We start from the raw sequence: 14345 nt of genomic DNA, 5'->3' as shown, positions 1-14345 counted from the left end.
TTCGCGGGGATGACAGCCTCAGGCCGACGCGACTTCTTTTTCCGGCCGCACCGGCGCCGGCGCCACATCATCCGCCACCTTCCGCAACGCCAACCGATAAGCATTGTCCATCGCCGGCACCTTGCCCACCTCGCTGCAGCTCTTGCCCGGGCACACCGCCTGCTGCATGAAGTCCACATCGAAGTTCAAGCGCTCGACCAGGAAATCCACGAACGCCCGCACCTTCGGCGACTGCACGCGCCCGCGCGGGAACACCGCGTTCAACTCGTACTCCGGCCCGTTCCACGCCGGCAGCACGCGCCGCACGTACCCGTTGGCCGTGTACGGCTTCATCATGATGTCGTTGGCGAGCATCAACCCCTCGCCGCCGAGCAACGCACCGCGCAACCCCGCCGGATCGTTGGCCACGAACACCGGATCGATGCGGTAATCGGTGGACTGCGTGCCATCGTGCAAGGGCCAGGCGAACCCGAACCCGTTGCGCCGCTGCTTCTGCATCGCCAGCGTCGAATGGTGTTGCAGGTCGTCCGGATGCAGCGGCTCGCCGTGCTCCTCGAGATAGCGCTGGCTGGCGTACACCTGCGTGCGCAGCACCGCGAGGCGGCGCGCAGCCAGGTTGGAATCCGGCAGGTTGCCTACGCGCAGCGCGACATCGATTTCCTTGTCGATCAAGTCGAGCGGCTCGTTGTTGAGCACCATCTCCACGCGCACTTCCGGATGGCGCGCATGGAATTCGCCGAGCAGCGGCGCGATCCATTCGATGCCCATCGAATACGGCGCGGTGATGCGCAACCAACCACGCGGGCCGCCCTGCAACTGGCCCACCGCGCTCTCGGCTTCGTCGAGCTCGCGCGCGATGCGCTGGCAATGTTCGTAATAGATGTTGCCCGCCTCGGTGAGCCCGAGCTTGCGCGTCGTGCGATGCAACAGTTGTGCGCCGAGGCGGACTTCGAGGTCCTGCACCTTGCGGCTCACCGTGGTCTTGGGAAGGCGCAGCGCGCGCGCCGCGGAAATGAAACTGCCGTGTTCGACCACCTTGACGAAGATCAGGGTGTCGTTGAGATCGCGAGCCATGCACTGCTCCTGATTGGGCCCCCGGCGGGGAGGGAATCGTCGCAGGGACGATTGGACCGGGGCCGGGACAATTATTCCCCGATTTGCCGGCTAATCAAGTGCCACCTGCAAGCCTAAGGTGTGCGCCATCCCCACCCGACCCACCGTGCCATGTCCGTCGTGCAGCGTACCCGCCTCTTCGTCCTCCCGCTCCTCATCGCCGCGCTGGCGGTGCTGGGCTGGCTGGGTTTTGCCGCGATCAGCGAAGCCATGTCCGGTGGCAACGGCCAGGCCTGGCTGATGGCCTGGGTGCTCGCGTTCCTGGTCGGCATGCCGCTGCTGGTGCTCGTCCTCGCGGTGGCCGGCGCGCTCCAGCGCCACGACCTCGCCCGGAGCCTCATCCCATATTCGGGAGAAAACATCCCGGGAGCGGGACAATGACCGCCCGGGCCGCTTTGTTGGTCCTCGGCGCGACCGGTGCCATCGGGCGGGGCGTGGTCCGCGCCGCGCTCGATGCCGGTCGGCCCGTCATCGCGGTGTCCTCCGACCGCGATGGGTTGCGCGAGATGCAGGGAACGCATGCGCACGCCGACTTTCTTCCCCTGGTGGCCACGCTCGACGGCGAACGTCGCGCCGCGGCGCTGGCCGCCAAGCTCCGCAAGCTCGACCGTCCGATCGACGGCGTGGTCGCCGCGCTGTGCACCGAACGCGAGCGCGGCCGCTTGCTCGATGCATCGTCCGACGCATTGCGCGAAGCGATCGACAAGGGCGTGATCGCCCACCTCGCCGCCGCGCGCCATCTCCTGCCGCTGCTCGCGAAGGGCGGCCGCACCGGCGGTTACATCCTCATCGACGGCCCGGGCGGCGAACGTCCGTGGGCCGGTTACGGCCATCGCTCCGTCGGCGCCGCCGCACTGCACATGCTCGCGCGCGTGCTGCACGACGAAGCCCGCGCCCTCGGCGTGCGCCTGCAGCTGCTGTCGCTGCAATGGCCGGTGCGCACGGATGCGAATGCCGCGCACGCCTGTTCGCAGTGGCCGAGCGCGAACGGCATCGGCCGCCGCGTGCTCGAACTCATCGATCGTCGCGATCGCGCACCGACGCAAGCCGTCATCACCTGTACCGGGCCCTGCCCGGACGACGACCCACCGCAAGCCGCGGATATCGATGCGGCCCTGCTGACATCACGCTGTCTGCAGGACGCGCGCACATTGCTCGGATCGATCGCAACGCCCTCCGCTCCCTCCCCCTCCAAGGAAGACACCCATGACCGTCCGACCCGCCGTTGACCAGGCGCCCGCACGCGGGCGCAACGTTCCGCTCGCAGCGCTGCTGTTGTCCGCGCTGCTGCCCGCCGCGATCGCCGCGTGCAACAGCGAAGCCGCGCCGCAGGGCGCGCCGCCGCCGCCGGAAGTGAGCGTCGCCACCGTGCTGTCGAAGGACGTGCAGCAGTGGGATGAATTCACCGGCCGCGTCGCCGCCGTCGAAAGCGTCGACCTGCGCCCGCGCGTCTCCGGTTACGTCCAGCGCGTGGCGTATCGCGAAGGCCAGGACGTCCGCAAGGGCGACCTGCTGTTCGTGATCGACCCGCGCCCGTACCAGGCCGCGCTCGACCAGGCCACCGCCAACCTCGAACGCGCCCGCGCCGAACAGACCCTCGCCCGCATGCAGGACAAGCGCGCGCAGACGCTGATCGAAGCCAAGGCGATCTCGCGCGAAGAGTTCGAGATCCGCAAGGCGGCGTCGTCGCAGGGCAACGCCGGCGTGCGCGCCGCCGAAGCCGCGGTCGCCGCCGCGCGCCTGGACCTGCAGTTCACGCAGGTGCGCGCGCCGATCGACGGCCGCGCCGGCCGCGCGATGGTCACCGAAGGCAACCTCGCCCAGGCCGACGCCACGCTGCTGACCACGCTGGTTTCGCAGGACCCGATGTACGTCTACTTCGAAAGCGACGAGCAGGCCTACCTGCGTTACGGCGCGCTGGCCCGCAAGGGCGAACGCAACGGCGTGCGCAACCCGGTGCACGTCGGCCTCGCCGACGAAACCGGTTATCCGCACGACGGCGCCGTGGACTTCGTCGACAACCAGGTCGATGCGAAGACCGGCACGATCCGCGCGCGCGCCGTGGTGCCCAACCCCGACCGCGTGTTCACCCCGGGCCTGTACGCCCGCGTGCAACTCCCGGGCAGCGGCACCTTCCACGCGATGCTGATCGACGACAAGGCCGTGCTCACCGACCAGGACCGCAAGTACGTCTACGTGCTCGGCGCGCACAACACCGCCGCGCGCAAGGACATCGTGACCGGCGGGATGATCGATGGCCTGCGTGTCGTGCAGACCGGCCTTGCCGCCAACGACAAGGTGATCGTGCACGGCGTGCAGAAGGTCTTCATGCCGGGCATGCCGGTGGCGCCGAAGGTCGTCGTCATGGGCGCGGGACCGGCGGGCGAGAAGGTTGCGGTGAAGTAGCACGTACGGGACCAGGGACCAGGGACTTGGGACCAGGGAAGAGCAGAACGCTCTGCCCCGGGCCTTGCTTTCCCTGGTCCCCAGTCCCCGGCCCCTAGTCCCCGCTTTTCCGAATTACAGCAACGACGCCGCGTCCGCCGCGTCAGCCTCTCCGGAGCCCCCATGGACTTCTCCAAATTCTTCATCGATCGCCCGATCTTCGCCGCGGTGCTGTCGATCGTGATCTTCGCCGCCGGCCTGATCGCGATCCCGCTGCTGCCGATCAGCGAATACCCCGAAGTGGTGCCGCCGTCGGTCGTCGTGCGCACCGTGTATCCGGGCGCCAACCCGAAGGTGATCGCCGAGACCGTCGCGACGCCGCTCGAGGAAACCATCAACGGCGTCGAGGACATGATGTACCTCAAGTCGGTGGCCGGTTCCGACGGCGTGCTGCAGATGACCGTCACGTTCAAGCCGGGCACCAACGCCGACGACGCGGCGGTGCGCGTGCAGAACCGCGTCGCGCAGGCACTCGCGCGCCTGCCGGAAGACGTGCGCCGCCAGGGCGTCACCACGCAGAAGCAGTCGCCCGTGTTCCTGATGGTCGTGCACCTGGTCTCGCCCGATGGCAAGTACGACACGCTGTACCTGCGCAACTACATGCGCCTGCACGTCCGCGACGAACTCGCGCGCCTGCCCGGCGTGGGCGACGCGCAGACCTTCGGCGGCGGCGATTACGCGATGCGCATCTGGCTGGATCCGGACAAGGTCGCCGCCCGCGGCATGACCGCCGGCGACGTCACGCGCGCGATCCGCGAGCAGAACATCCAGGTCTCCGCCGGCCAGCTCGGCGCCGAGCCGATGAAGAACGGCAGCGACTTCCTCACGCTGATCAATGCGCAGGGTCGCCTGCGTTCCGTCGACGAGTTCAAGAACGTCGTGCTGAAGGCCGGCGATGACGGGCAAGTCGTGCGCCTGTCGGACGTCGCGCGCGTGGAACTCGCCGCCGGCGACTACACGCTGCGCGCGCGCCTGGACGGCATGGACGCGGCCGCGGTCGGCGTGTTCCAGGCGCCGGGCGCCAATGCGCTCGCGATCCGCGACGGCGTCGTGGCCAAGATGGAACAGCTCAAGACGCGGTTCCCGCCCGGCGTGGAATACCGCACCGTCTACGACACCACCATCTTCGTCCGCGATTCGATCAAGGCCGTCGTCACCACGCTGCTCGAAGCCATCGCGCTCGTCGTGCTGGTGGTGATCCTGTTCCTGCAGACCTGGCGCGCCTCGATCATTCCGTTGATCGCCGTGCCGGTGTCCATCGTCGGCACGTTCGGCGCGCTGTACCTGCTCGGCTTCTCGATCAACACGCTGACCCTGTTCGGGCTGGTGCTCGCGATCGGCATCGTCGTGGACGACGCGATCGTGGTGGTCGAAAACGTGGAGCGCAACATCGAGGAAGGCCGCACGCCGCTCGAAGCCGCGCACCAGGCGATGAAGGAAGTCTCCGGCCCGATCATCGCGATCGCGCTGGTGCTGTGCGCCGTGTTCGTGCCGATGGCGTTCCTGTCGGGCGTGACCGGCCAGTTCTACAAGCAGTTCGCGGTGACCATCGCCATCTCGACGGTGATCTCGGCGATCAACTCGCTCACGCTGTCGCCGGCGCTCGCCGCCAAGCTGCTGCACTCGCACGACGCGCCGAAGGATGCGTTGTCGCGCGGGATCGACCGCACGTTCGGCTGGGCGTTCCGTCCGTTCAACCGCTTCTTCAAGCGCAGCTCGGCGCAGTACCAGGGCCGCATCGGCGGGTTGCTCGCGCATCGTGGCCGCGTGTTCGCGGTGTACGGCGTGCTGTTGCTCGCCACGGGCCTGGTGTTCTCGTGGGTGCCGCGCGGCTTCATCCCGATCCAGGACAAGCTGTACCTGATCGCGGGCGTGAAGCTGCCGGAAGGCGCGTCGATCGAACGCACGGACGCGGCGCTGAAGAAGATCGCCGCCGCGGCGAAGGGCATCGACGGCGTGGCGCACGAAGTCGCCTTCCCGGGCCTCAACCCGCTGCAGTTCACCAACACCCCGAACAGCGGCGTCGTGTTCTTCCCGCTCAAGCCCTTCAGCGAGCGCCACCAGTCCGCGAAGGAAATCAACGACCAGCTCAACGCGAAGATCGCCGGCATCCAGGAAGGCTTCGCGTTCTCGCTGATGCCGCCGCCGATCCTCGGCCTCGGCAACGGGTCGGGCTACTCGCTGTTCGTCGAAGACCGCGGCAACCTGGGCTACGGCGCGCTGCAGAACGCCGTGCAGGGCTTCCAGGGCATGGCCGCGCAGACGCCGGGCATGGGCTTCCCGATCAGCAGCTACCAGGCCAACGTGCCGCAGCTCGACGCCGAAGTGGACCGCGTCAAGGCGAAGGCGCAGGGCGTTCCGCTGACGGAACTGTTCGACACGCTGCAGACCTACCTCGGCTCGGCCTACGTCAACGACTTCAACATGTTCGGGCGCACGTGGCAGGTGATCGCGCAGGCCGATGGCCCGTTCCGCGACCACGTGGAAGACATCGCCAACCTGCGCACGCGCAACGTCAACGGCGAGATGGTGCCGATCGGTTCGATGGTCACGATCAAGCAGACCTACGGCCCCGACCCGGTCCTGCGCTTCAACGGCTATCCCGCCGCCGACCTGCTGGGCGAAGCCGATCCGCGCGTGATGTCGTCCGGCGAAGCGATGGCGAAGGTGTCGGAGATCGCGACGCAAGTGCTGCCCAACGGCATGGGCTTCGACTGGAGCGACCTGAGCTACCAGGAAGCCACGCAGGGCAACGCCGCGTTCATCGTGTTCCCGCTCGCCATCCTGCTCGCGTTCCTCGTGCTGGCCGCGTTGTACGAAAGCTGGACGCTGCCGCTGGCGGTGATCCTGATCGTGCCGATGTGCATGCTGTCCGCGCTGCTCGGCGTCAAGCTGACCGGTGGCGACAACAACACGTTCGTGCAGGTGGGCCTGGTGGTGCTGATGGGCCTGGCGTGCAAGAACGCGATCCTGATCGTCGAATTCGCCCGCGAACTCGAACTGCAGGGCAAGGGCATCATCGAAGCCGCGCTCGAAGCCTGCCGCCTGCGCCTGCGCCCGATCGTCATGACCTCGATCGCCTTCATCGCCGGCACCGTGCCGTTGGTGCTCTCGCATGGCGCGGGCGCAGAAGTCCGCTCGGTCACGGGCATCACGGTGTTCGCCGGCATGCTGGGCGTGACGCTGTTCGGCCTGTTCCTCACCCCCGTGTTCTACGTCGCGCTGCGCAAGCTCGTTGCGCGCGACGCCCTGCCGGCCACTGCGTCGGCCCACGCCTGATTCCCTCCCCCATGAGGATTTGCATCCAATGAACACCAACAAGATCGCGCTGGTCACCGGCGCCACCCGCGGCATCGGCTTCGAGACCGTCCGCCAGCTCGCCAACCAGGGCGTGCACGTGCTGCTCGCCGGCCGCAACCACGACAAGGCCGTCGAGGCCGCGCTGAAACTGCAGGCCGAAGGCCTGTCGGTCGAAGCGATCACGCTGGACGTCGCCAACGACGACAGCATCGCCACGGCCGCGAGAGAGGTCGCGCGCAAGCACGGCCACCTCGACATCCTGGTCAACAACGCCGGCGTCCTGCGCGACGACTGGGACCGCAAGCCCTCCGAGCAATCGATGACCACGTGGCGCGAGACGTTCGACACCAACGTGTTCGGCGTCATCGCCACCACCAACGCGTTCCTGCCGCTGCTCAGGCAGGCGCCGGCCGCGCGCATCGTCAACGTGTCGAGCCTGCTGGGCTCGATCGCGGCCAGCAACGATGCGGCCTCGGTGATCTACGACATCAAGATCCCGGCCTACAACGTGTCCAAGAGCGCCGTGAACGCGTGGACCGTGCAGCTCGCGCACGAACTGCGCGACACGCCGATCAAGGTCAACGCCGTGCACCCGGGGTCGGTGAAGACCGACATGAACGGTGCCGGGGATCTCGAAGTCGCCGACGGTGCGCGCACCAGCGTGCGCATGGCGCTGCTCGACGCGAACGGCCCGAGCGGCGGCTTCGTCCACTTCGAGGAGACCCTGCCGTGGTGAGTTTGAAACCCCTCGTGCCTGCGCTGGCCGCCGCGTTGCTGGCGGCCTGCGCGGTGGGGCCGGATTTCGTGCGGCCCACCTCGCAGGCGCCCGACACGTTCACGCGTGCCGAAGCGCCGTCCGCCGTCGCGGCCACGCCGGCCGACGACGAATTCTGGCGCCGCTTCAACGACCCGATGCTGACCTCGCTGGTCGAGGAAGCCCTCGCCGCCAACCACGACCTGCGCGTCGCGCTCTCGCGCTACGACCATGCCAATGCGTTGTTGCGTGGTGCGCGGTTCGACCAGGTGCCCACCATCACCGCGCAAGGCACGGCGAGCGACACGCGCCTGAGCGCCGACCAGGCCGCAGGCATCTCGCGCGCCGACCGCGACAACAAGTCGTATTCGGTGAACGCGCAAGCGGCATGGGAGCTCGACTTCTTCGGCCGCGTGCGGCGCAACGTGGAAGCGGAACGCGCGGGCGCGGAAGCGTCGGCGCAGGACCTCGCGGCGGCGCAGGTGGCGATCGTGGGTGAAGTCGCGCGCACGTATTTCGAACTGCGCGGCTTGCAGGAACGATTGCACGTCGCGACCGACAACGCCGCCAACCAGGCGGAGACGTTGCGGCTGGTGCAGGCGCGCTTCGATGCGGGCCGCGGCACGGAGTTCGATACCTCGCGTGCACGGGCGCAGCTCGAAGCCACGCAGGCCAACGTGCCGGCGCTGGAAGCCCTGGCCGCGGTGTCGGAGCATCGCCTCGCCGTGCTCACCGGTCGCCCGCCGGGCGCATTGGTCGCCGACCTCGATCGCGTTGCACCGCTGCCCGCGTTGCCCGATCGCCTCGATGCCGGCACGCCCGGTGCGTTGCTGCGTCGTCGCCCCGACGTCGCCGCCGCGGAATTGCGGTTGCACTCGGCCACCGCGCGCATCGGCGTGGCGACGGCGGACCTGTTCCCCCGCTTCACGCTCGGCGGGCTGATCGGCACGCAGGCCATCGATTCCTCGGCGTTGTTCGAACGCGACAGCGAAACCCGCCTCGTCGCGCTGGGCATCGATTGGTCGTTCCTCGATGCGGGGCGTGTCCGCGCCCGTATCGCGGCGGCCGACGCCGACGCCGAAGGCGACCTCGCGCGTTATCGCCAGACCGTGCTGCTCGCGCTGGAAGACACGGAGAACGCGCTCGTCATCCATGCCCGCGCGCGCGTGGAAGACCAGCATCGCGAACAAGCCGCCGTCGACAGCGCCAATGCCGCGCGCCTGGCCCGCGTGCGTTACGAAGCCGGTGCCGCGGACCTGTTCGAAGTCCTCGACGCCGAACGCACGCGCCTGCAGGCGCAGGATGCGTTCGTCGATGCGCGCACGCGCACGACGACGAGCGTGGTCGCGCTGTACAAGGCGATGGCCGGCGGCTGGCCGGGCCGGATGCCGTTGCGCGAGAAAGTCGCGCGCCAGTGAGTCGTCACCGTCATCCCCGCTTCGGCGGGGATGACGTTGTTCAGAACAATGAACCGGTTTCCGGTTCGAAGTACTGCAACCGGCCTTCAACGATTCGCGCCGCGCCCGTCCACGGATGTTCCTCCGCCCGCCCTGGCGCCATCAGGTGCATGACCTGCCACCCGTGCGCCTTGAAGTCATCCGAAATCAGCCCGCGATGGCACTGCCACCACACGGCCTCCGCGCACATCACCGCCGTCGGTGACGCATTGGCCAACGCTGCCAGTGCTTCATGCGCCGCGCGATACGCCTGGGTGTCCATGTAATCGGCATACGCCCGGAAGCTCGCGTTCCGCCACAAGGTGTTGCGCGAATCCGCCGACGGCGTGCGCCGCCCGCCCAGGGCCGGCATCGGCACATAGGCAACGCCCGCCTCCGCCAGCGCCGGCCCCATCGCCTCGCCCGAAAACTGCGGATGCCGCCGCGAGCCCGCGAAGCGCCGCACGTCCACCAGGGTTGCGATGCCCGCATCGCCCAGCATCGCGACGAAGACGTCCCAGGTCCGCGTCGAGTGCCCGATGGTCCACAAGGTCTGCATGGCGGGATTGTGCATCGGTGGATGGTGGTCACGGTGACGTTCGTCACTTCGCGTTGGCTGCACGTACGCCCCACCGTGGCTTCACTGCGTCCCGCGAACCTCGCCGGGACCTCGCATCCACCCGGGCCCCATGCAACTCACCCTCCGCGACATCCGCAAGACCTATCCCAATGGCGTGCAGGCGCTCGATGGCGTCAGCCTGACGATCCCGGTCGGCATGTATGGGTTGCTCGGGCCCAACGGCGCCGGCAAGTCGACGTTGATGCGCATCCTGGCGACGTTGCAGGAAGCCGACAGCGGCAGCGCGATGCTCGGCGAGCTCGACGTGTTGAACCGCAAGGAAGACGTGCGCAAGACCCTGGGGTACCTGCCGCAGGAATTCGGCGTCTATCCGCATGCCAGCGCGTATTCCCTGCTCGATCACTTCGCCGTGCTCGAAGGCATGGCCGGCAAGGGCGCGCGGCGCGAGGTGGTCGAATCGCTGCTGCGCCAGGTGAACCTGTGGGACGTGCGCCACCAGAAACTCGGCGGCTATTCGGGCGGCATGCGGCAGCGCTTCGGCGTGGCCGTGGCGCTGCTGGGCAACCCGAAACTGCTGATCGTCGATGAGCCCACCGCCGGCCTCGATCCGGCCGAACGCGTGCGTTTCCTCAACCTGTTGAGCGAACTCGGCGAAACCAGCGTGGTGATCCTGTCCACGCACATTGTCGAGGACGTCTCGGAGCTGTGCACGCGCATGGCGATCATCAACCGCGGCCGGATCCTGCTCGAAGCGCAGCCGCAGGACGCGATGACCCACCTCCGCGGCCGCATCTGGCGACGCGTGGTGGCACGGGACGCGCTGCCGGCCGTGCAGCGCGACCACGCGGTGATCTCCACCACCCTGCTCGGTGGCCGCACCGTCGTGCACGTGTACGAAGAAGCGTCGCCGGGCCCCGGCTTCGACGCGACGGAACCCGATCTCACCGACGTGTACTTCAGCACCATGGCCGGGCACATGGGGCAGCACGGCGCGCACGCGGCTGCCGCCGCATGAAGCTCGGCAAGATCTTCCGGTTCGAATTCGCGTACCAGGCACGTCGCGTCGCGACGTGGTTCCAGGTCGTTGCGTTGTGCTTCGTGGCCTGGAGCGTCATCCAGGGCAACTACGTCGATGACGCGCGCAACGGTTACATGCTGGTCAACGCGCCCCTGGTGATCGCCTCGACCACGGTGGTCTGCTGCCTGCTCTGGCTGTTCATCGGCGCGTCCGTCGCCGGTGACGCCGCCGCACGCGATATCGAAACGGGCCAGCATCCTCTCAGCTATTCCGCGCCGGTCGGCAAGTTCGATTACCTGGCCGGCCGCTTCCTCGCGGCGTATGCGCTCAACGCCCTGATCCTGCTGGCGGCACCGGTAGGTATGTGGATCGGCATGCACTGGCCCGACGTCGAACCCGGCATCGTCGGTCCCTGGCGGCCCGCGGCCTTCGCGCTGGCGTACCTGCTGATCGCGCTCCCGAACGCGTTCATCGCGACGGCGGTGCAGTTTTCGTTCGCCGCGCTCGGACGTCGCGCCATCCTGAGCTACTTCGGCAGCGTGGTGTTGTTCTTCGCCTCGATGGGGCTGGCGACGTTCGTCGCGGTGGCGCTGCACCAGCAGGACCTGGCGCGGTTGCTCGACCCGGTGGGGATGATTTCCATCGTCAGCCACCTGTCCGATACGTGGACGCCGACCGAAACGAACACGCGCCTGGTCGGCATGCAACCCATGCTGCTCGGCAATCGCCTGTTGTGGGCGGTCGCGGGCCTCGCGGCGCTTGGCTTCACGTATCGACGGTTTCGCCTCGTCCATCCGGCGGAAGGGCGTCGCCGGTTGCGTCACCGGTTGGCGCGGGCTGCGACGCAGGAGGCTGCGAGCGAGTCACCCAGTGCACGACCGATCTCCGCCTCCTCGCTGGAGGCCGAACGCCACTTCGGCTTCACCACGCACCTGCACCAACTTCGCGCCGTCGCGTCGCGCTCGCTGCGCATGCTCGCGAAAGGCTGGACCGTGTTCGCGCCGCTCGCACTGGTGGCCTTCCTCGCCTGCGTCGCGGTGCCCGCGCGCATGAACTGGGTCGGCGTGCCGTTGCTGCCGCGCACCGAACACGTGCTGACGTATCTCACCGCCGCGCTCGCCAATCCGGGCAACCGCGTGTGGATGGTCATTCCGTTAATGATCATCTTCTACGCCGGCGAACTGGTGTGGGGCGAGCGCGACGCGCGCATGGGCGAAATCGGCGGCACCGCGCCGGTGCCGGATTGGGTCTTCTTCGTCGGGAAGTTCCTGGCGCTTGCACTGTTGCTGGTCGCGTGGATGGTCGTGCTGGGCATGGCCGGCGTGGTCGGACAGGTCGCGCTGGGCTACCACCACGTCGAGATCGGCGTGTACGCGAAGGTCCTGCTCGGGCTGCAACTGACGGACTACCTGTTGTTCGCGCTGCTCGCGTTGACCGTGCACACCGTGGTGAACCAGAAGCACCTCGGCACGCTGGCGGCGCTGGCGCTCTACGGGCTGATCGCGTTCGCGCCCTTGCTCGGGCTCGAACACAAACTGCTGGTGTTCGGCGCCAGTCCGGACTGGTCGTACTCCGACATCCGCGGTTTCGGCGCATCGCTGCTGCCGTGGCTGGCGTTCAAGGCGTACTGGATCGCCTGGGCCGTGTTGCTGGCGGTGCTGGCGCGCCTTGCGTGGGTGCGCGGCCGCGAATCCGACCCTCGTGCACGGCTGGCATTGGCCCGCGCGCGCATGACGCGCCCGACGATGATCACCGCTGCGTTCGCGACCCTCGCGGTGCTCGGCCTGGGCACTGGCATCCTCTACAACACCAACGTGCGCAACCATTACCGGTCGCACGACGCAGGCCTGGCGAACCAGGCCGCGTACGAACGTCGCTACGCGCGTTACGCCGATGTACCGCAACCGCGCGTCACGGCATCGAGCATGCGCGTCGAGCTCTACCCGAAGCAGCGCGCCGCTGATTTCCGCGGTCGCTATCGCCTGGTCAATGCCACTCCGCACGCCATCGACACCGTCCATGTGGCCACCGCCACCGACGACGGCATCGAGACGCGCAGCCTGCGCTTCGACCGGCCGGCGACGCGCGTGCTCGACGACACGCGCCTAGGACATCGCATTTACAAGCTGGCCACCCCGTTTCAACCGGGCGAGTCCATGCAGCTCGACTACGACGTGCGCTTCGCACCACGGGGCTTCGGCAATCGTGGCGCGGACGAGACCATCGTCGGCAATGGCAGCTGGATCAGCGCCCTGCACTTCGTGCCCACCATCGGCTACCAGCCTGCGCGTGAATTGCGCGAAGCCGGCGACCGCCTCACGCAGGGCCTGCCCGCGCGGCCGCGCGTGCCGGTGCTGGAAGACCTGAAGGCGCGCGCAGGCGTACCCGGCGACGCAGGCATGAAGTTCGATGCCATCGTCGGCACGGACGACGACCAGGTGGCACTGGCGCCCGGCACCTTGCGCCGCAGTTGGCGCGAACACGGCCGCCGGTATTTCCAGTACGCCAGCGACGCGCCGATCGGCGAGGACGTGCAGTTCTTCTCGGCCCGCTACTCGGTGCGGCGCGCGCAATGCCAGGGCGTGGGCGTCGAAGTCTTCCACCATCCCGCGCACGACAGCATCGTCGGGACCATGGCCCGCAGCGCGTGTGCGTCGCTCGCGCTCTACACGCGCCTGTACGGCCCCTACCCCTATCGATCGCTGTGCATCGTCGAGAACGCTTCGCGCGACATCGGCGCCCACTCCGAACCCGGCCTCGTCGACTACGGCGATGGCTTCGCGCTGCTGGATCCTTCGCGCGAACCCGATGGCCTGGACCTCGTCTTCGCCGTCACCGCGCATGAAGTCGCGCATCAATGGTGGGGCGGCGCGCGGTTCTCGCCGGCGCGCGTGGAAGGCGCCGGACTGTTGATCGAAAGCATGGCCACGTATTCGGCGACCCAGGTCGTCGAGGACACGCTGGGCTCCGCGCAGTTGCAGGCCTACCTCGACATGATGCGCCGCGAGTACGAAGTGCCGCGTTCGCGCGCATCGCCGCCGCTGCTGCGGGCGACCGAGCAGTTCCTCAACTACCGCAAGGGTCCGTTGGCGATGTACGCGTTGAGCCAGTACATCGGCCGCGACCAGGTGAACCTCGCGCTGCGCCGATTGCTGGAGGCACACCCGCCGGGCAGCACGCCCTTGGCGACCACGCTGGACCTGTATCGCGAATTGCAGGCGGTCACGCCGAGGCAGTACCAACCGGTGTTGCACGACCTGTTCGCCGCCAACACGTATTGGGAGCTCTCCGCGACGCAGGCCAAGGCGACCAGAACGCCCGACGGTCGTTGGCAGGTCGCCGTGGACGTACGTGCGCGCAAGCTGCTGGTCGACGACGCGGGCGCGGAAATCGAGCGCCCACTCGACGAATGGGTCGAGATCGGCGTGTACCCCGGCCCGGCGCAGAAGCAGGAAAACGGCCAGGTGATTCCGGGCAAGCCGATGTGGCTGGCGAAGCACCGGATCACCCGCGCGACGCAGACACTCCTGGTGACGGTGCCGCGCGAACCGGGGTACGTCGGCGTGGATCCGCGCGCCCTGCTCGTGGACGTGCGGCCCCGGGACAATTTCGCGGAAGTGGCGCGTCCGGCGACGCGATAGCGCCCCATTCCCCACCCCGGGTGAAATCCCATTGACGCCCGCGCGTCTACGCTGCCCG

At 68.3% G+C, this 14345-nt stretch carries 10 protein-coding genes; 8 read left to right on the top strand and 2 right to left on the bottom strand.

Annotated elements, in window-relative coordinates; translation table 11 throughout:
* Positions 1 to 18: 18 nt before the first annotated feature.
* Positions 19 to 1074 (bottom strand): LysR family transcriptional regulator, encoded by a 1056-nt coding sequence (locus LYSHEL_RS12425; RefSeq protein ID WP_213434344.1) that lies wholly within the window; start codon positions 1072 to 1074, stop codon positions 19 to 21.
* 150 nt (positions 1075 to 1224) lie between these two features.
* Here LYSHEL_RS12425 and LYSHEL_RS12420 point away from each other — a divergent pair, with 150 nt between their 5' ends.
* From LYSHEL_RS12420 to LYSHEL_RS12395, 6 genes are all read left to right on the top strand, one after another.
* The gene (locus tag LYSHEL_RS12420; RefSeq protein ID WP_213434343.1) at positions 1225 to 1494 is read left to right on the top strand and encodes a hypothetical protein; all 270 of its coding nucleotides are present in this window, start codon (positions 1225 to 1227) and stop codon (positions 1492 to 1494) included.
* Complete coding sequence (locus tag LYSHEL_RS12415) at positions 1491 to 2342, top strand: SDR family oxidoreductase (protein WP_213434342.1); 852 nt, start codon at positions 1491 to 1493, stop codon at positions 2340 to 2342. The genes LYSHEL_RS12420 and LYSHEL_RS12415 overlap by 4 nt, the downstream gene beginning before the upstream one ends.
* Positions 2320 to 3519 (top strand): efflux RND transporter periplasmic adaptor subunit, encoded by a 1200-nt coding sequence (locus tag LYSHEL_RS12410; RefSeq protein ID WP_213434341.1) that lies wholly within the window; start codon positions 2320 to 2322, stop codon positions 3517 to 3519. Before LYSHEL_RS12415 ends, LYSHEL_RS12410 begins: the two co-directional genes overlap by 23 nt.
* A 162-nt stretch (positions 3520 to 3681) precedes the next feature.
* Positions 3682 to 6837 (top strand): efflux RND transporter permease subunit, encoded by a 3156-nt coding sequence (locus LYSHEL_RS12405; protein ID WP_213434340.1) that lies wholly within the window; start codon positions 3682 to 3684, stop codon positions 6835 to 6837.
* A gap of 28 nt (positions 6838 to 6865) precedes the next feature.
* Entirely contained in the window at positions 6866 to 7594 is a 729-nt protein-coding gene (locus LYSHEL_RS12400; RefSeq protein ID WP_213434339.1) for an SDR family oxidoreductase, read from the top strand.
* Positions 7591 to 9030 (top strand): efflux transporter outer membrane subunit, encoded by a 1440-nt coding sequence (locus LYSHEL_RS12395; RefSeq protein ID WP_213434338.1) that lies wholly within the window; start codon positions 7591 to 7593, stop codon positions 9028 to 9030. The genes LYSHEL_RS12400 and LYSHEL_RS12395 overlap by 4 nt, the downstream gene beginning before the upstream one ends.
* Positions 9031 to 9070: 40 nt before the next feature.
* Here the strand turns inward: LYSHEL_RS12395 and LYSHEL_RS12390 are convergent, their stop codons facing one another.
* The gene (locus tag LYSHEL_RS12390) at positions 9071 to 9670 is read right to left on the bottom strand and encodes a DUF488 domain-containing protein (RefSeq protein ID WP_244858536.1); all 600 of its coding nucleotides are present in this window, start codon (positions 9668 to 9670) and stop codon (positions 9071 to 9073) included.
* A 67-nt stretch (positions 9671 to 9737) separates the two neighbouring features.
* Between LYSHEL_RS12390 and LYSHEL_RS12385 the strand changes: the two genes are divergently transcribed.
* Positions 9738 to 10643 (top strand): ABC transporter ATP-binding protein, encoded by a 906-nt coding sequence (locus tag LYSHEL_RS12385; protein WP_213434337.1) that lies wholly within the window; start codon positions 9738 to 9740, stop codon positions 10641 to 10643.
* Entirely contained in the window at positions 10640 to 14287 is a 3648-nt protein-coding gene (locus tag LYSHEL_RS12380; protein ID WP_213434336.1) for an ABC transporter permease/M1 family aminopeptidase, read from the top strand. The genes LYSHEL_RS12385 and LYSHEL_RS12380 overlap by 4 nt, the downstream gene beginning before the upstream one ends.
* The last annotated feature ends 58 nt before the right edge of the window (positions 14288 to 14345 follow it).

It is taken from the genome of Lysobacter helvus (assembly GCF_018406645.1).
GTDB classification, from domain to species: domain Bacteria; phylum Pseudomonadota; class Gammaproteobacteria; order Xanthomonadales; family Xanthomonadaceae; genus Noviluteimonas; species Noviluteimonas caseinilytica.
Note: the sequence above shows the minus strand (reverse complement) of the source record. Positions and strands in the feature narration are given on the sequence as shown.

Bases quoted from the DNA above. Each gene is read 5' to 3' on its own strand.
- LYSHEL_RS12425 (WP_213434344.1), bottom strand. From the start codon at position 1,074: ATGGCTCGCGATCTCAACGACACCCTGATCTTCGTCAAGGTGGTCGAA.
- LYSHEL_RS12420 (WP_213434343.1), top strand. From the start codon at position 1,225: ATGTCCGTCGTGCAGCGTACCCGCCTCTTCGTCCTCCCGCTCCTCATC.
- LYSHEL_RS12415 (WP_213434342.1), top strand. From the start codon at position 1,491: ATGACCGCCCGGGCCGCTTTGTTGGTCCTCGGCGCGACCGGTGCCATC.
- LYSHEL_RS12410 (WP_213434341.1), top strand. From the start codon at position 2,320: ATGACCGTCCGACCCGCCGTTGACCAGGCGCCCGCACGCGGGCGCAAC.
- LYSHEL_RS12405 (WP_213434340.1), top strand. From the start codon at position 3,682: ATGGACTTCTCCAAATTCTTCATCGATCGCCCGATCTTCGCCGCGGTG.
- LYSHEL_RS12400 (WP_213434339.1), top strand. From the start codon at position 6,866: ATGAACACCAACAAGATCGCGCTGGTCACCGGCGCCACCCGCGGCATC.
- LYSHEL_RS12385 (WP_213434337.1), top strand. From the start codon at position 9,738: ATGCAACTCACCCTCCGCGACATCCGCAAGACCTATCCCAATGGCGTG.
- LYSHEL_RS12380 (WP_213434336.1), top strand. From the start codon at position 10,640: ATGAAGCTCGGCAAGATCTTCCGGTTCGAATTCGCGTACCAGGCACGT.